Source organism: Porphyrobacter sp. TH134 (assembly GCF_002855495.1).
In the GTDB taxonomy this organism is placed as follows: domain Bacteria; phylum Pseudomonadota; class Alphaproteobacteria; order Sphingomonadales; family Sphingomonadaceae; genus Erythrobacter.
Genome location: NZ_PKRO01000028.1, coordinates 1 through 16,541, shown reverse-complemented (window position 1 = coordinate 16,541; position 16,541 = coordinate 1). Strand labels below are relative to the sequence as shown.

The 16,541-nt window shown below is 65.2% G+C and carries 13 protein-coding genes; 9 read left to right on the top strand and 4 right to left on the bottom strand.

Features of this window, described 5'->3' with window-relative positions:
• Positions 1-160: 160 nt before the first annotated feature.
• From C0V72_RS11805 to thiD, 6 genes are all read left to right on the top strand, one after another.
• On the top strand, positions 161-2,290 hold the full coding sequence (locus C0V72_RS11805) for a TonB-dependent siderophore receptor (RefSeq protein ID WP_233999922.1): 2,130 nt from the start codon (positions 161-163) through the stop codon (positions 2,288-2,290).
• A 22-nt stretch (positions 2,291-2,312) separates the two neighbouring features.
• A complete protein-coding gene (locus C0V72_RS11800) occupies positions 2,313-3,035 on the top strand; it encodes an ABC transporter ATP-binding protein (protein ID WP_101794340.1) in 723 nt (240 codons plus the stop codon).
• A complete protein-coding gene (locus tag C0V72_RS11795) occupies positions 3,032-4,474 on the top strand; it encodes a DUF3526 domain-containing protein (RefSeq protein WP_101794339.1) in 1,443 nt (480 codons plus the stop codon). Before C0V72_RS11800 ends, C0V72_RS11795 begins: the two co-directional genes overlap by 4 nt.
• Positions 4,471-5,718: a DUF3526 domain-containing protein gene (locus C0V72_RS11790; protein WP_199797793.1), complete on the top strand. Its 1,248-nt coding sequence runs from the start codon at positions 4,471-4,473 to the stop codon at positions 5,716-5,718. Before C0V72_RS11795 ends, C0V72_RS11790 begins: the two co-directional genes overlap by 4 nt.
• Complete coding sequence (locus C0V72_RS11785) at positions 5,715-6,782, top strand: M14 family metallopeptidase (RefSeq protein ID WP_101794338.1); 1,068 nt, start codon at positions 5,715-5,717, stop codon at positions 6,780-6,782. The genes C0V72_RS11790 and C0V72_RS11785 overlap by 4 nt, the downstream gene beginning before the upstream one ends.
• Before the next feature lie 70 nt (positions 6,783-6,852).
• Entirely contained in the window at positions 6,853-7,671 is an 819-nt protein-coding gene (thiD, locus tag C0V72_RS11780; RefSeq protein WP_172439007.1) for a bifunctional hydroxymethylpyrimidine kinase/phosphomethylpyrimidine kinase, read from the top strand.
• Here thiD and C0V72_RS11775 read toward each other — a convergent pair.
• The 3 genes from C0V72_RS11775 to C0V72_RS11765 all read right to left on the bottom strand — a co-directional run bounded on the left by C0V72_RS11775 (position 7,668) and on the right by C0V72_RS11765 (position 11,654).
• Complete coding sequence (locus tag C0V72_RS11775; RefSeq protein WP_101794337.1) at positions 7,668-8,540, bottom strand: LOG family protein; 873 nt, start codon at positions 8,538-8,540, stop codon at positions 7,668-7,670. The genes thiD and C0V72_RS11775 overlap by 4 nt on opposite strands.
• Before the next feature lie 146 nt (positions 8,541-8,686).
• Entirely contained in the window at positions 8,687-10,489 is a 1,803-nt protein-coding gene (locus C0V72_RS11770) for an IlvD/Edd family dehydratase (protein WP_101794336.1), read from the bottom strand.
• 37 nt (positions 10,490-10,526) lie between these two features.
• Entirely contained in the window at positions 10,527-11,654 is a 1,128-nt protein-coding gene (locus C0V72_RS11765; protein ID WP_101794335.1) for an aldose epimerase family protein, read from the bottom strand.
• A gap of 200 nt (positions 11,655-11,854) precedes the next feature.
• Here C0V72_RS11765 and C0V72_RS11760 point away from each other — a divergent pair, with 200 nt between their 5' ends.
• A complete protein-coding gene (locus C0V72_RS11760) occupies positions 11,855-13,147 on the top strand; it encodes a sugar MFS transporter (protein WP_101794334.1) in 1,293 nt (430 codons plus the stop codon).
• Positions 13,148-13,157: 10 nt separating this feature from the next.
• Here the strand turns inward: C0V72_RS11760 and C0V72_RS11755 are convergent, their stop codons facing one another.
• The gene (locus C0V72_RS11755; protein ID WP_101794333.1) at positions 13,158-13,859 is read right to left on the bottom strand and encodes a FadR/GntR family transcriptional regulator; all 702 of its coding nucleotides are present in this window, start codon (positions 13,857-13,859) and stop codon (positions 13,158-13,160) included.
• A gap of 212 nt (positions 13,860-14,071) precedes the next feature.
• On the opposite strand from C0V72_RS11755, the gene C0V72_RS11750 reads away from it, so the two are divergent.
• Positions 14,072-15,565, top strand: coding sequence for an aldehyde dehydrogenase (NADP(+)) (locus tag C0V72_RS11750; protein WP_101794332.1), 1,494 nt, complete (start codon positions 14,072-14,074; stop codon positions 15,563-15,565).
• Between the two features lie 59 nt (positions 15,566-15,624).
• A partial coding sequence (araD1, locus tag C0V72_RS11745) for an AraD1 family protein (protein WP_233999921.1) occupies positions 15,625-16,541 on the top strand: 917 nt, incomplete at its 3' end.

Sequence of the window (16,541 nt, the reverse complement as noted above, 5' to 3'; positions counted from 1 at the left end):
GCACGGGCCACGTTCTGAGCGGCCCCAAATAATGATATAACATTTCTCGTTGACGCCAGCCATGCGTCTGATGCATCTGCGCCAGCGGACACCACCGCCGGGGCCAGCGCCCGTCTGGCATTGCGCACGGAACCATCGTTTGAGCCTGACAATCAGCCTGATGGCGCTCGCCGCCGCTCTATCCGCCAATGACAGCGCGGCCATCACATCAGCAGAGGCGCAAGGCGAGGCCGAGGCGCCCGCGCCTGAGGGCGAGATCACGATCGTCGGCGTGCGCCAGCCCTATCGCGGCGATTTTGCCCTTCGCGAAATCCCGCAGTCGATCGCCGTGATCGAGGATACCGCGATCCGGCAGAACAACTTTCTGCGGCTGACCGATGCGCTTGATCTCAACGCTTCGGTGTCGCGGCAAAACTCGCTGGGCGGGTTGTTCGATGCCTTTGCCGTGCGCGGATTTGCCGGGGACGAAAACATTCCGACCGGCTACCTCGTCAACGGCTTCAACGGCGGGCGCGGGTTTGGCGGGCCGCGCGATGTGGCCGGGATCGAACGGATTGAGGTACTCAAAGGCCCGGCTGCCGCGCTGCTCGGGCGCGGGGAACCGGGCGGCACGGTCAATATCGTTACCCGACAGGCCGAAATCGGGCGCAGCTTCGGCAGCGCGCTGGTCCAGTATGGCAGCTTTGACCGGGTGCGCGGTGAGGCCGATCTCAACATCGCTTTGACCGGCGGATTAACGGCGCGCCTGATCGCCTATGCCGAAGACGGCGATACCTTCCGCGATACGGTCGATCAGCGCCGCTGGGGCTTTTTGCCATCGGTCGGCCTTGCCATCGGGCCGAACACGCGCGTTACCTATGACCTTGAATATACCCGGGTTGAAACGCCGTTTGATCGCGGCATCGTGGTGCTGAACGGCGACTTCGATACCGTGCCGCGCAGCCGCTTTCTGGGCGAGCCGGGGGACGGCGATCATGTGGCGCGCGCGACCGGCCACCAGCTGCGCGTGCAGCATGATTTCACCCCCGATTGGAGCCTGCTGGTGGGCGCAAGCCTGCGCGATACGCTGCTCACCGGCTTTTCTTCGGACGCCGAGCTGGTGGCATCGCGCCAAAAGCTGCTGCGCGACGGACGCTCGCTCTCGCGCCAGCGCCGCTCGCGCGTGTATGATTCGCAGCAATGGGTGATCCGCGCTGAATTGTCCGGGACGTTCCAGACGGGCGGGCTGACCCACCGCATCCTGATCGGCGCGGATCACGACCAGTTCGACAATGACCAGCAGTTCGGCCGTTTCCGCCCTCCACCGCTGAGCGGCAATCCGTCCGATCAGGCCGGCTATGTGATTGATGTCCTGAACCCGGTCTATGGCCGCTTCCCCTTGCCCACGCCGGGCCCGCAGAATGATCGGCTGGATGTGCAGCGTTCCACCGGCCTGTTCGTGCAGGATCAGATCGCGCTGACGGACCGGTTGCAGGTGCGCATCGGCGGGCGGTATGACGATGTGTCGCTGCGCACGCTCAACCGGCTGACCGGCATCGACAGCCGCCGCAGCGCAGGCCGGTTCAGCCCGCAGGCCGGGATCGTCTACGAAGTCAGCGCCCCGCTGACCCTGTATGCCGCTTACGGCGAAGGCTTCCGCGCCAATATCGGCACGGACGTAACCGGCGCGATCTTCGATCCGGAAACCAGCATCTCCAAGGAAGTCGGCATCAAGCTGACGGCGCTGGGCGGCAAGCTCAACGGCACCTTGGCGGTGTTCCAGCTGAACAAGGACAATGTGCTGGCCAGCGATACCGGCAATCCGGGCTTTTCGGTCGCCATCGGCAAGGCCCGCAGCCGCGGGGTGGAGTTCGATCTGGCGGGCCAGTTGCCGGGCGATGTCGATGTGCTGGTGAGCTACGCCTATATCGATGCCGAGGCACGCTCGACCCTGCTGGAACCCAATTTCAACTTCCAGATCCGCCCGGGCGATCCGCTGATCAATATTCCCGATCACACCATCAATGCGCAGGCGAGCAAGCGCTTTGCCGTCGCCGGGCGCGCGGCGTCGCTGGGCGCGGGGGTGCAATATGTGGGCGAGCGTTCGGGCGAGACCGGGACCGCCTTTACCCTGCCCGCACACACGCTGGTGCGGTTGTTCGGTGAGGTTCAGCCCATAGAAGGCCTCACCGTTTTCGCCGCCGTCCAGAACCTGTTCGATGCCCGCTGGTACGCCAACAGCTATGCCCCGTTGTGGGTGCAGCCGGGGGCACCGCGCACGGCATCGATCGGGGTGCGGGGCGCGTTTTGATACAAAGCAAGGACACCTGCCGATGACCCCCACCCTCGAAGCCCGTTCGCTGGTCGTCATGCGTGATGGCGCAGCGGTGCTGAACGATGTGTCCTTCGCTATCGCGCCGGGCGAGGTCTTTGCCCTGCTGGGCGGCAATGGTGCGGGCAAATCGACCACGCTGTTGACCTTCCTCGGCTTCCTCCAGCCAACCGCGGGCGACGTGCTGGTGGCGGGCCGTTCGGTGGGCGATGATGTCGAGGCGGCCCGTGCGAAGATTGCCTATCTGCCCGAGGCCGCATCGCTTTACGGCCACCTCAATGCATACGAAAACCTTGGCTATTTCCTCGATCTGGCCGGGCGCAAGGTCAGCCGCGCGGCGCTCGACGCGGCGCTCGATCAGGTCGCGCTGCCCACAGAGGCGCGCCAGCGGCGGATGCAGTCCTATTCCAAAGGGATGCGCCAGAAGACCGCGATTGCGCTGGCGCTGCTGCGCGACACGCCGATCTTGCTGCTGGACGAGCCGACATCAGGCCTCGATCCGGTCGCGATCGACGAATTTCATGCGATGGTGCAGGCGCTCGCTGCGGCAGGACGCACGGTGCTGATGGTGACGCATGACGTTTATGGTGCGTGCCAGGTGGCAGACCGGGTGGGCTTGCTGCGCGGCGGCAGGCTGGTGGGCAGCTTCGCGGCCAGCGACGCTGGCGGGCGGATCGATACCGAAACCGTCCACGCGGCCTTTGCTGCGCGCGAGGCAGCATGAGCGCGATGTGGCGGATCGCGCGCGAGGAATGGCGGCTGTGGGCCCGTTCGCGCGTGGTGCTGCTGGCGGGGCTGATCATTGCCGTGCTGATCGTCGTCACCAGTGTTCTGACAGCGCTGCGGGTCACCGCCGAAGCCGAACGCCGCGCCGACCGGCAGGCCAGCGCTGAGGCGACCTTCTTCGCCCAGCCTGATCGCCATCCGCACCGGATGGTCCATTATGGGCACTACGCCTTCCGCACGCCCCCGCCGCTGGCCGCTTTCGATCCCGGTGTGGATGCGGTGACCGGCCAGTCGATCTTCCTCGAAGGGCACCGCCAGAACACCGCCATGTTCGCCGATACGCGCGCGGGCGCCGACCTTGGCGGGTGTGCCGCGCTGACGCCGGCCAATATCTACCAACTGCTGCTGCCGCTGCTGCTGATCGTGATCGGCCACGGCGTGGTGCTGCGCGAGCGTGAAAGCGGCACGCTGGCGGTGCTGCTGGCGCAGGGGCAATCGGGCCGCGCCATTGCGGGCGGCAAGGCGCTGGCGCTGGCGGGGATCGCGGGCGTGTTTCTGCTGCCGCTGGCCGGGCTGGCCCTGTTCACCGCCGCCCGCGCCGAAGCATCGCAGGCAAGCGCGGCGGCGGCGCTGGTGGCCGGCTACGGCCTCTATCTTGCGGTGTGGTGCGCGCTGGTGCTGGCGGTGTCGCTATGGGTGCGCCAGCGCAGCGTCGCGCTGGGCCTGCTGGTGCTGATCTGGCTGCTGGTCGCCCTGATTGTGCCGCGCGTCGCCATCAACACCGCCAGCGCCATGATCGATGCCCCGGGCAAGATCGAGAGCGATCTCGTCATGCTCAGCCAGCAGCGCAAGCTTGGCGATGGCCACAACGCTGCCGACCCCGCCTTTGACGCGCTGCAAAAGCAGGTGCTCGAACAATACGAAGCCCAGAGCGTCGAGGAACTGCCGATCAACTGGCGCGGCGTTGTGGCAGGCTATTCGGAGCAGAAACTGACCGCCATGATGAACGCCTTTGCCGAAGACCGGATGCGCCGCGAGGCCAGCCAGTCGCGGATCGTGACATGGTTCGGGCTCGCTTCCCCGACATTGGCAATAGGCGCGGCGTCGCGCACGCTGGCAGGGACCGACCTTGCCACCCATCACCGCTTCCTGCGCGAAAGCGAAGGCTTGCGGTTCGATTTCGTTCAGGGGCTGAACGACCTTCACGCCAAGGCGCTCACCTATGCCGATGACGCTGCGCGCAGCACCGATAGCGCTGCGGAACAACGCACCCGCGTGAATGCCGCATCGTGGCGGCTGCTTGATGCCTTCCGCTTCGCGCCCGACCCGGCCGAAGTCCGTGCCGCCCGCGCGCTCCTGCCGCTCATGGTGCTGCTTGGCTGGTTGGTGGTGCTGGGCGGTGCGATTGGTGCGGGCGCAAGGAGGCTTCGGCCATGAACGCGCTGCTGCGCGAGGCGCGCTTTCTGGCGAAAGACCGGGGCGCGGTGCTGTGGATTGTGCTCGCCCTGCTGCTGTCGGCAGCGGCAACCGGGTTCGGGATCGCCGAAGTCCGCGAACAGCGCCAGACAATCGCTGCCCTGCTGGCGGAAGATGCCAAGGACCGCGCGAATGCTATCTCCAAGCATGATGCCTGGGGGGATGCGGCCTATGATGCCTTTCACCTTACCTATGCGCCGCCATCCGATTTTGCCTTTGCCGCGCTTGGCCAGCGCGACACCGCGCCGTGGCTGCACCGGGTGCGAATGCTGTCGCTGGAAAGCCAGATCCACGAGGCCGACACCGCCAACGCCGATTTCGGCCTCATCGGACGGTTCGACTTCGCCTTCCTTGCCGCAGCCGTCGCGCCGCTGTTGCTGATCCTGCTGCTCCACGATCTGCGCGCGGGCGAGCGGGTGGCGGGACGGCATGATTGGCTGGTGGCGAGCGCTGGAACCCCGCGCCGCCTGTGGCTGCCGCGCGCCGGGGTGCGTTTTGGCGGACTTGCGCTGGCACTGCTGGTCCCGTTCTGGATTGGCGCGGCCATCGAAGGCGCAGGCTTTGGCGCGGCGCTGGCCGCCAGCGCGCTGGTGGTCGGATCGCTGGCGGCGTGGTGGGCAATCATCGCGGTGGTGGGGCGGCGCAATGCCAGCCCCCCGGCGCTGCTCGCCGCGCTGGTGGGGATCTGGCTGATGCTCGCCCTGCTGATCCCGGCAGCCGCGCGCGCGGGCATCGAGGCGGCGGTGCCGGTGCCCGATGGCGCGGAAATCCTGATGCTTCAGCGCGATGCGGTGAACGATGCCTGGGACAAGCCCAAGGCCGCCACCATGACCCCATTCCTTGCGCGCCACCCTGAATGGCGGGCGCTGGGCACGGTCGAAAAACCGTTTGAATGGAAGTGGTATTACGCCTTCCAGCAGGTGGGCGATCAGCAGGCCGAACCGATCGTCACCGCCTACCGCCAAGGCCGTCTGGCGCGCGACCGGGCGGCGGGCTGGGCGGCGCTGCTGTCACCCGCCGCGCTCACCGAACGCGGGCTGGAACGGCTGGCAGGCACGGATACCCGCGCCATGATCGCCTATGAAGACCGCGTGCGCGCCTTCCATGCACGCCTGCGCGCCTTCCACTACCCGCTGTTCTTCCGCGATCCGCCGTATGACCCGGTGGTGCTGGACGGCCTGCCGCGTTACGATCCGGCGCCATGATGCCTCTTCGCCTGATTATCGCCGCGCTGCTGTGGCTGGCCGCGCCGTCGATGGCCGCAGCCGCGCGCCCTGCCGCTTTCGCCATCGCGGGAGAGATGATCGCGCCGGGCACCCGCGCTGACATGAGCATAGCCGTGCCGGAAGGGCGCGACGGTGCGACCTTTATCCCGCTCACCGTGATCCATGGCACCCAGCCGGGCAAGGTGCTGGCAGTGGTGGCCGGCATCCACGGCTTTGAATTCGCCCCGATCCTTGCGGCCGAACAACTGGCCGAGCGGATCGATCCGGCGCGGATCAAGGGGACACTCATCATTGTGCGCGTCGCCAATGTTCCGGGCTTTGAAGGCCGCTCGCCCAACGTCGATCCCGTCGATCGCAAGAACCTCAACCGGGTCTTTCCCGGCGACCCCCAGGGCACGCAGACCGAACGCATCGCCGACCTGATCGCGCGTGAGGTGGTTGCCCGCTGCGATTTTCTGATGGACGTGCACAGCGGTGACGGAGCCGAATTTCTGGATGCATTTGTGGGCGCCTACGGCGGGCCGCTGGCTACCGATTTCCCGCTGGCGCTGGCGGTGGCCCAGGGCTTCGGGTTCCCCAATATCGTGCGCTATCGCATGGAAACGCAGGCGCAGATCGACAGCGGCCGCTCGCTCAACCGGCAAGGTGTAGCGATGGGCAAGCCGACGATCCTCGTCGAAATCGGCCAGAACGGCAGCCGCGATCACGCGCATGTCGCCGCCATCGTCAACGGGGTGGAAAGCGCGCTCGGCGTGCTGGGCATGACCGCGCCGCGGACGCGCGGCCCGGCTGTGTCAGCGCGCTTGTTTGAGGGCACAACCGCGCTCACCGCCCGCCACACCGGGATCTATCATCCGGTCAGCACCGCCCCGCGGATGCTGGCCAAGGGCGAGCTGGTCGGCACGATCCGCGACTATGCCGGGCGCGAGGTGGAGCGCCTGATTGCACCGGTTGATGGCTATGCGCTTTACGGCATTACCGGCCCGCCGGTTACCGCAGGCGATGGGGTCGTGACCATCGCGGTGCCCGTGGACCGCTTCTGACAAGCGCGGCGTGCGACAAGCACCACCGCGACCTCGACTTCGCGCGCCCCGCCGCGCTAGAGGCGAGGACATGACCACCCGCATCCCTCCCCGCATTCTCAGCATTGCCGGCTCCGATTCGTCCGGCGGCGCCGGGATACAGGCTGATATCAAGACCATCACCATGCTGGGCGGCTACGCCATGACCGCGATCACCGCGATCACGGCGCAAAACACCATCGGTGTGCAGGGGATCGCCCCTATTGCGCCCGCCATGACCGCGCAGCAGATCGCCTCGTGCATCGATGACATCGGGGTCGATGCGATCAAGATCGGGATGCTGCATGACGCCGCCGTCATCGCCGCCGTGGCCGACGCGCTGGCGGGGGTGGATGCCCCGATCGTGCTCGACCCGGTGATGATCGCCACCAGCGGCGCTGCGCTGATCGCGCCGGATGCGGTGGCGGCGATGCAGTCGCTCCTGTTCCCGCGCGCGGCGCTGCTGACGCCGAACCTGCCCGAACTTGCCGCCCTTGTCGGACGCCCGTTGGCGAGCACGCAGGACATGATCGATGCGGCGAGTGACCTTTCCGACGCAACCGGCGCCGCGGTGCTGGCCAAAGGCGGGCATGTGGCGGATCACGATGCGCAGGGGCGGGTCACAGACATTCTGATCGCGCCGGGCGCGCGGGCGGTCGCCTTCGATCACGCGCGGATCGACACAGTCCACACCCACGGCACCGGCTGCACCCTGTCATCAGCGATTGCCACGCTGCTGGGCCATGGCCAGCCGCTGGAACATGCGGTCAGGCTGGGGCGGCAATTCGTGGTGCAGGCAATCACCGCCGCGCCCGGATATGGCGCAGGCCACGGCCCCTTGGGGCATCAGGCGGTCAGGACGCTCGGCTAAGGCTTGATCTCATAGAAATCGCAGATGCTGGCCCAGGCCTCTTCCGCGGTTTCCACCCAAGTGAACAGATCAAGATCGGCCCTGGAGATCACGCCTTCCTCGGCCAGCGCCTCGAAATTGACGACGCGGTTCCAGAATTCCTTGCCGAACAGGATGATCGGCATCGGCTTCATCTTGCCTGTCTGGATCAGGGTGACCAGCTCGAAGAATTCATCGAAGGTGCCGAAGCCGCCCGGGAACACCGCCACCGCGCGGGCGCGCAGCAGGAAGTGCATCTTGCGCAGCGCGAAATAGTGGAACTGGAAGCTGAGATAGGGCGTCACATAGGGATTGGGCGCCTGTTCGTGGGGGAGCACGATGTTGAGCCCGATCGATTCGCTGCCCGCGTCAGACGCGCCGCGATTGCCCGCCTCCATGATCGAAGGACCGCCCCCGGTGGTGACAACAAACTGGCGCAGGCCGTTTTCGATCAGGCCCTTTTCGCTGACCAGCCGGGCGAGCTTATAGGCCTCATCATAATATTTGGCCTTCTCGGCCAGCCGCTCGGCGACCTTCTGGTCATATTCGTCGCCGCCCTTGGCCGCCTCGATCCGCGCTTCGGCCTGCGCCGGCGAAGGAATGCGGGCCGATCCATACATCACCAGCGTCGATCCGACCCGCGCTTCGTCGAGCAGCATTTCAGGCTTCAGCAATTCCAGCTGGAAGCGCACCGGGCGCAGTTCGTCGCGCAGGAGGAAATCGGTGTCACGGAACGCCAGCTTATAGGCCGGATGAGCGGTCTGGGGCGTGCGTTCCGGGCCGCCTTCGGCAAACCGGGTTTCTTCGCCCGCACGGTAGAACTTGCGGTCGGTCAGGTCTTTTTCAGTCATGGCTAGACCCCTAGTAGGGGCGCCCCAGACCCGCAATAGCCTTCGCTTACGGCTGTTTCACGTGAAACATTCAGGCAACCCTGACGTCGGGATTGTCCGGCATTGGGCATGACTGATCGTGACGAATGCCGTCAAACCCTTGGCGATCAATGATTGTCGCGCGGCAATCCGTGGGTGTGGACGATGCGCTGATACTTCTCTGCACCCTCCAGAATACCGCCGCCCGACAGCTGGCCCACCCGGTCGCGGTAGATTTCCTGCCACGGGGTCTGCGATGGCGGATAGGGATAGCCGCCCGCCGCCTCCAGCGCGGCGCGGCGTTCAGCCAGCTCGGCCTCGCTCACCAGCATGTCGGCGGTGCCTTTGCGCAGGTCGATGCGCACCCGGTCGCCGGTCTTGAGCAGGGCGAGGCCGCCCATCGCCGCCGCCTCGGGGCTGGCGTTGAGGATCGAAGGGCTGCCGCTGGTTCCCGATTGCCGCCCGTCACCCACGCAGGGCAGGGCGTTGATATTGGCGGTAATGAGGTAGCTGGGCGGGCGCATATTGACCACTTCGGCCGACCCCGGATAGCCGATCGGCCCCGCCCCGCGCATGAACAATACCGATTCTGCCGTAATGCCAGTGGCCGGATCGTCGATCCGCGCGTGGTAATCTTCCGGTCCGTCGAACACGACCGCGGGGCCTTCGAAGGCATCGGGATCATCGGGATTGGACAGGTAGCGTGCGCGGAATTCTGCGTTGATCACGCTGGTTTTCATGATCGCGGAATCGAACAGATTGCCTGACAGCACGACAAAGCCGGCATCCTGCACCAGGGGCTGGTCAAAGGGCCGGATCACCCGCTCGTCCTCGATCACGGCATCGCGGCAATTCTCGCCCAGCGTCTTGCCGTTCACGGTCATCGCATGCTCCGCGATCAGGCCTTGCCCGATCAGCTGCGCGACCACTGCCGGCACGCCGCCTGCGCGGTAATAATCCTCGCCCAGATACTCGCCCGCCGGTTGCATATTCACCAGCAGCGGCACCTTGTGCCCCAGCCGTTGCCATTCGGTGAGCGGCAGGTCGACCCCGATGTGGCGGGCAATCGCGGCCAGATGGATCGGCGCGTTGGTCGATCCGCCAATCGCGGAATTGACCACGATCGCATTGTGAAAGGCGTCCAGCGTCATCACGTCGGACGGCTTCAGGTCTTCGTGCACCATCTCGACGATGCGCTTGCCGGTGCGCCAGGCGCATTCCTGCCGGTCGCGATAGGGCGCAGGGATCGCGGCCGAGCCCGGCAGCATCATGCCCAGCGCTTCGGCAAGGCTGTTCATCGTCGTCGCCGTGCCCATCGTGTTGCAATAGCCGGTCGAAGGGGCTGAACTCGCCACGAGCCTGATGAATTCATCGTTGTTCAGCTCGCCCCGGGCCATCATTTCGCGGCCCTTCCACACGATTGTGCCCGAACCGGTGCGCTCGCCCTTGAACCAGCCATTCAGCATCGGGCCGACCGAAAGGGCAATCGCCGGAATATCGACCGTGGCGGCCGCCATCAGCAGCGCTGGGGTGGTCTTGTCGCATCCGGTCGTCAGCACCACGCCATCAATCGGATAGCCATACAGCGCTTCGACCAGAGCAAGGTACGCCAGATTGCGATCGAGCGCGGCAGTGGGCCGCTTGCCGGTTTCCTGAATGGGATGCATCGGAATTTCCAGCGCGATCCCGCCCGCTTCGCGAATGCCTTCGCGCACCCGCTCTGCCAGCACGATATGGTGGCGGTTGCAGGGCGACAGATCGCTGCCGGTCTGCGCAATGCCGATGATCGGCTTGCCCGAACGCAGTTCATCAAGGCTGAGTCCGAAGTTCAGATAGCGTTCGAGATAGAGCGCCGTCATATCGATATTGTCGGGGTTATCGAACCATGCCCGCGAGCGAAGCTTGGGGCGGTCATCATGTGATTCGGTCATTGTGGCTTTCGCAATGTCTTGAGGATTGGCGGTGCGATCAACGGGCCTTGGGCGACGTGCTGACCCGGTAGATCATCACGTGGCGGTAGGGCGTGGCAGGATCGATGCGGGCCGAAACGAAGCTGGGCTGGTTGGGCGCATCGGGAAACTTCTGCGGCTCCAGCGCGATGCCATCGCCCATCCGGTAAAGGTGCCCGTTCTTGCCCGTGATCGTCCCGTCGATGAAATTGCCGGCGTAAAACTGCACGCCCGGTTCCGTGGACAGCACTTCGAGCACGCGGCCCGACACAGGATCTTCCAGGCGCGCGGCCAGTTCCGGCGTGGCGGTCACCCCCTTGTCGAGCGCGAAGTTGTGATCGTAGCCCCGCCCGAACAGGATCTGCTGGTCCGTTCCGTCGCGCTGGCCATCGGCGATGCGCCTGGGCTTGCGAAAATCGAACACGGTGCCCGTCACATCCCGCAACTCGCCGGTGGGAATCAGGTTTGCGTTTACCGGCGTATAGGCCGATGCCGGGATGGTGAGCAGGTTCCCCGTCGCCCCCAGCGGCGATCCTTCGCCGCCCATGTCGAACAGGGCGTGATTGGTCATGTTCACGATCGTCGGCTTGTCGGTGCGCGCCTCGAATGTGATCGTCAGGTTGCCCGCTTCATCAAGGCTGTAGGTCACTTGCGTGGTGAGCGTGCCAGGATAGCCCTGATCGCCGTCCGGGCTGACCAGCGACAGCACAACGCTGGCCTGCGGACCGGAGGAAACCGACACGACCTTCCAGTTGCGCTTGTCGAACCCTTCGGTTCCGCCATGCAGGCTGTTGCCATTGTTGTTGGATGCAATTTCGTAGGTCTTGCCGTCGAGCGTAAAGCGGGCATTGGCGATGCGATTGGCAAAGCGGCCCACCGTCACCCCGAAATAGTTGGGTTTGGCTTCGTAGGATTGCACATCGTCAAAGCCGATGACGATATCTGCGGGCCGACCATCGCGGTCCGGTGCCACCAAGGACTGCAAGGTCGCGCCATAGGTCAGGATGCGGGCCGAAACGCCGTTGCTTGCGGTCAGCGTGATCGCGAAGGCTTCACTGCCATCGGCCAGACGCCCGGCGCTTTCCTGACTGGCATCCGCAGCCGCCGCAGGCTGCGCCGTCAGCAGTGCGCCTGCCACCAATGCCATGACCGGAGCGGAGCCCCATTTCGTCCGTGCTGTAACCCTCATGCCCATCCATCCTCAGTCCGGTTTTCCGCTGGCCGCGGTGCGGCCACACGGGGCCATTGACGCCGGCCCTTTGCGGATATAGTCCGACAAATAGAACATGCGCAAGACGGTAAGCCAACCGCATCTGCGACAAAGCATGCAAAAGGGAGACGAAGACCATGCCGCCAGTGGCCTCGCCAATCGATCAGCCCAGCGTCGCGCAAGAGGGCGCACCGGGACGCTACGGTCCGGCGCTGGTGCTGTTGGCCAGCCTGTTCTTCATGTGGGGGTTCATCACCGTCATCAACAACACGCTGCTGCCGCATCTGCGCAGCGTGTTTGATCTCAATTACACCCAGACGACACTGATCGAATCGGTCTGGTTCATCGCCTATTTTGTGGCATCGATCCCTTCGGCCAAGCTGATCGAGAAGATCGGCTATCAACGATCGCTGGTGATCGGCCTGCTGGTCATGGCCGCAGGGTCGCTGGGCATGATGCTGGCTGCAGCTCTCCCATCTTACGGCGTAACCCTTGTCATGCTGTTCGTGATCGCCAGCGGCATCACCCTGTTGCAGGTGGCCGCCAATCCTTATGTGGCCGTGGTCGGCAAGCCCGAGACAGCCTCTTCGCGCCTCAATCTGGTGCAGGCGATGAATTCGGCTGGCACCATGCTTGCCCCGCTGTTCGGGGCCTACCTTATCCTCGGGCGTACCAAGGGCGGCACGTCGGCTTCGGGGACGATCCTGACCGAGGCAGAGCGCCTTGCCGATGCGCAGTCGGTGATCCTGCCTTATGGCATCGTCGCTGCGACCCTGGTGATCCTGGCGCTGGTGATCGCCCGCTTTCCGTTGCCTGCGATGGGTGCCGCCACGCAGCGGCTTGCGCCGGAAGAACGGAGCCGCTTGTCCCTTTGGAAGCACCGCAATCTGGTGTTCGGCGTGCCAGCGATCTTCATCTATCTGATCGCCGAGATCGGGGTCGCCAACCTGTTCGTGAACTTCGTCAGCCAGCCTGACATCGCCAATCTCACCAATGAACAGGCCGGCACCTATCTCACGCTGCTGTGGGGCGGGATGATGGTCGGCCGCTTTGCCGGGTCGGCACTCATGCAGAAGATCGATGCCGCGCTGATCCTAGCGGTGTTTTCGATCGGCGCGTTTATCGTGATGCTGGTGACCGTGTTCACCACCGGTCCGGCGGCAATGTGGGCGCTGATTTTGGTCGGACTATTCCATTCGATCATGTTCCCGACGATCTTCACCCTTGCGATCAAGGGGCTGGGGCCGCTGACCGAGGAAGGATCGGGTCTCCTGATCATGGCCATCGCCGGCGGCGCGTTGGTGGTCGTGCAGGGCTGGCTGGCCGATGCCTATGGTCTGCAAGCATCCTTCCTGCTGACGGCGGCTTGCGAACTTTACATCCTGTTTTACGCCTTGTGGGGATCGCGAACGACCGGCGCGCAGGCCTAGCAGACGGGCGCTAGGCCCGCTTCTCGCGCGGCCAATCTTCCATCGAACTGCGCGTGTCTTCCAGCGCCAGATCGACCAGCGATCCCATCGCCTCGGCCGCGGCATCGGGATCGCTGGCGGCGATCGCGTCGAACACGCGCACATGATCGGGGATCGGATTGCGGGGCAGCTCGCGCGAGCGTTGCTTGAATTGGGTGGTCCAATGCACCGCCGCGCCGATGCTGGCGCTCAATACCACCATCGCCTGATTGCCGCTGGCCCGCAGGATGGCATCATGGAAATCGCGGTCTGCTGACCGGCCAGCCTCGGTCGTCAAGGTATGGCGGCGCATCGCGGCCAGCGCATCACGCATGATCCGCACGTCGTCCTTGCTGCGCCGCATTGCGGCAAGACGCGCCGCGGCAGGCTCGATGACCGAGCGAAGTTCAAACAGATCGCGCACGAACCGCACATCAGGCTCGCCCGCGAACGCCCAGGCGAGCACTTCGGGATCGAGCAGGTTCCAGCGTTCGCGGGCCAGAACCCGCGTGCCCGCCTTGGGCCGGCTGGCGACAAGGCCCTTGGCGGTCAGCACCTGAATCGCTTCGCGATAGGCGCTGCGCGACACGCCCAGTTCCTCGGCGAAGACGACCTCGCCGGGCAAAACATCGCCGGGCGCATATTGGCCCGACAAAATAGCGGTCCCCAGCTTGTGGGCGAGCGCGCCGTGCAAGCGCCGCCCCGGCCCATGTCCGGTCCCGGCCGTGGCTTTGGCACTTGGCCGCTTTTTTGTTGTCGCGTCGCCGGTTTCGGAAGTTTCCACTGTGTTTCTCCGGTCCTTCTCCCCGACTTAGCAGCACAGCCGTGCGGGAGAAATGTTTAAGTGAGACGCGTGTTGCGTTCCCGCGATTATGATAATATGTCGGAGTAATAAGGGAGGCATCAATGACCGACACTCACCCAGCGGCCGCTGCGACACTCACCGCCGAGGTCGCCGCCGCGTGCATCGCCGCAGCCGATGCCTTCACCGCGTACCGCGCCACTGGCCGGGAAGAACGGGCGGTCTTTCTGGAAACGATCGCCGCTGAAATCCTTGCCATCGGGGATGATCTTATCGTCGCTGCCATGCAGGAAAGCGGCCTGCCACGCGCACGCCTCGAAGGGGAGCGCGGACGGACCGTTGGCCAGCTGCGGATGTTTGCCGATGTGGTGCGCAAGGGCGCATGGCAGCAATTGCGCATCGATCCCGCCCTGCCCGACCGCCAGCCCTTGCCCCGTCCCGCGCTGCATCTGCGGATGATCCCGGTCGGGCCGGTTGCGGTGTTTGGCGCGTCCAACTTCCCGCTCGCCTTCTCGACTGCTGGCGGTGACACGGCCTCGGCGCTCGCGGCCGGATGCCCGGTGGTGGTCAAGGGCCATCCCGCCCACCCCAGAACCGGCGCGCTGGTCGCAGCTGCAATCGCCCGCGCGGTGGAGGTTTGCGGCTTGCCCGCAGGGGTCTTTGGCCACCTTGCAGGCCCTTCCATCGCGCTGGGCGAAGCGTTGGTGCAGGACCCCCGGATTGCGGCGGTGGGCTTTACCGGATCGCGCGCCGGCGGATTGGCGTTGTCCCGGCTGGCACAGGCGCGCAAGGTGCCAATCCCGGTCTATGCCGAAATGTCGAGCATAAACCCGGTCCTGCTGCTGCCTCATGCGCTCAAGACCCGCGGCGCCGCGCTGGGCAAGGCCTATGCCGGGTCCATGACGATGGGCGCAGGCCAGTTCTGCACCAATCCGGGCCTCGTCCTTGCGATCGACGGGGAGGGGCTGGAGGACTTCATGGCCGCCGCCGCCCAAGAGATCGCCGCCGCTGCCGCGCAGACCATGCTGACAAGCGGCATCCACGAGGCATACCAGAGCGGTGTTTCGACACTCGAAGCGATGCCGGATGTTGAAGCACTCGCCCGCGGTCAAGCCGGTGACGCGATGCAGGGTCAGGCCGCATTGTTCCGCACGAATGCGCGGGCGTTCCTTGCCAACGAAGCGATGAGCCACGAGGTTTTCGGCGCATCGTCGATTGTCGTCGTATGCCGCGATGCAGACGAGCTGACGGCTGTGCTCGAACAGCTCGAAGGCCAGCTCACTGTGACCTTGCACATGGATGCGGCGGATGAGGCACAGGCAGCTTCCCTGCTGCCGCTGCTGGAAACGATCGCCGGCCGAATTCTTGCCAATGGCTGGCCGACCGGCGTGGAAGTGTGCCATGCGATGGTTCACGGCGGTCCCTTCCCGGCAACTTCCGATCCGCGCACCACATCGGTCGGCAGCCTCGCGATTGACCGCTTTTTGCGCCCTGTCAGCTACCAGAACCTGAGCGAGACCCTGCTGCCGCCCGAACTGCGCGACGGCGCGCAAGGCGACGGCGTGCCGCGTCTGATCGACGGTGTTCTCACCCTCTAGTTTTTCGATTGCTTGCCAGCGGGCGAACCGGCCCGCGCTTTTCCGGGAGAGTTTCGCTTATGGCCCTTCGCCTGCTCCAGCATCGCGCGCCAAGCGGCGCACGCGCAGTCATCCTTGCCGACCACGACACCGCTTGTGTTCTTGGCGGCGTGACCACGGTGCGCGATCTGGCGACCCGCGCCATCGCTGATGGCACCAGCCTTGCCAGCGCCGCGCGCCAATGTCCCAAGGGCGCGGTCGTGGACCTTGCCGAAGAATTCGCGGCCGGCAACCTGATCGCGCCGATTGACCATGACGATCCGGCGCACCTGATGCTCGCCGGCACCGGGCTCACCCATCTCGGATCGGCAGAGGGCCGCGACAAGATGCACCGCGATGCCGCTTCATCGGCCCATCAGACCGATTCCATGCGGATGTTCCTCGAAGGGCTCGAAGGCGGAAAGCCTGCTGCGGGGGTGATCGGCCAGCAGCCGGAATGGTTCTACAAGGGTGATGGCTCGCAATTGGTCGGCCCCGCCGATGCGCTGGAAATGCCCATGTTCGCGCAAGATGGCGGGGAAGAGCCGGAACTCGCCGGTGTCTACATGATTGGCCCGGATGGCACGCCGTTCCGGCTTGGGTTTGCGCTGGCGAACGAGTTTTCCGACCATGTGACCGAACGCCACAATTACCTGTGGCTCGCGCATTCCAAACTGCGCAAGGCTGCGCTGGGCGCGGAACTGCTGATCGACGAAGCCCCGGCTGATCTGCGCGGAACCAGCCGCATCCTGCGCGATGGCAAGGTCGTGTGGGAAAAGCCGTTTCTGTCGGGCGAAGACAATATGAGCCACAGCTTCGCCAACCTTGAACATCACCATTTCAAATATGCGCTGTTTCGCCGGTGGTGTAACTTCACGTCTGGAAATTCGTTTGGAGTTTGGTCTTTGAGCCCTTGCCGGGGCATGGCCCCGGCAAGGGCTGTCCGATCTGGTATTCC

Coding starts and splice junctions, on each gene's coding strand:
- C0V72_RS11785 (WP_101794338.1), top strand. CDS start 5,715: ATGATGCCTCTTCGCCTGATTATCGCCGCGCTGCTGTGGCTGGCCGCG.
- thiD (WP_172439007.1), top strand. CDS start 6,853: ATGACCACCCGCATCCCTCCCCGCATTCTCAGCATTGCCGGCTCCGAT.
- C0V72_RS11750 (WP_101794332.1), top strand. CDS start 14,072: ATGACCGACACTCACCCAGCGGCCGCTGCGACACTCACCGCCGAGGTC.
- C0V72_RS11760 (WP_101794334.1), top strand. CDS start 11,855: ATGCCGCCAGTGGCCTCGCCAATCGATCAGCCCAGCGTCGCGCAAGAG.
- C0V72_RS11805 (WP_233999922.1), top strand. CDS start 161: ATGGCGCTCGCCGCCGCTCTATCCGCCAATGACAGCGCGGCCATCACA.
- C0V72_RS11775 (WP_101794337.1), bottom strand. CDS start 8,540: ATGACTGAAAAAGACCTGACCGACCGCAAGTTCTACCGTGCGGGCGAA.
- C0V72_RS11770 (WP_101794336.1), bottom strand. CDS start 10,489: ATGACCGAATCACATGATGACCGCCCCAAGCTTCGCTCGCGGGCATGG.
- C0V72_RS11790 (WP_199797793.1), top strand. CDS start 4,471: ATGAACGCGCTGCTGCGCGAGGCGCGCTTTCTGGCGAAAGACCGGGGC.
- C0V72_RS11765 (WP_101794335.1), bottom strand. CDS start 11,654: ATGGCATTGGTGGCAGGCGCACTGCTGACGGCGCAGCCTGCGGCGGCT.
- C0V72_RS11800 (WP_101794340.1), top strand. CDS start 2,313: ATGACCCCCACCCTCGAAGCCCGTTCGCTGGTCGTCATGCGTGATGGC.
- C0V72_RS11795 (WP_101794339.1), top strand. CDS start 3,032: ATGAGCGCGATGTGGCGGATCGCGCGCGAGGAATGGCGGCTGTGGGCC.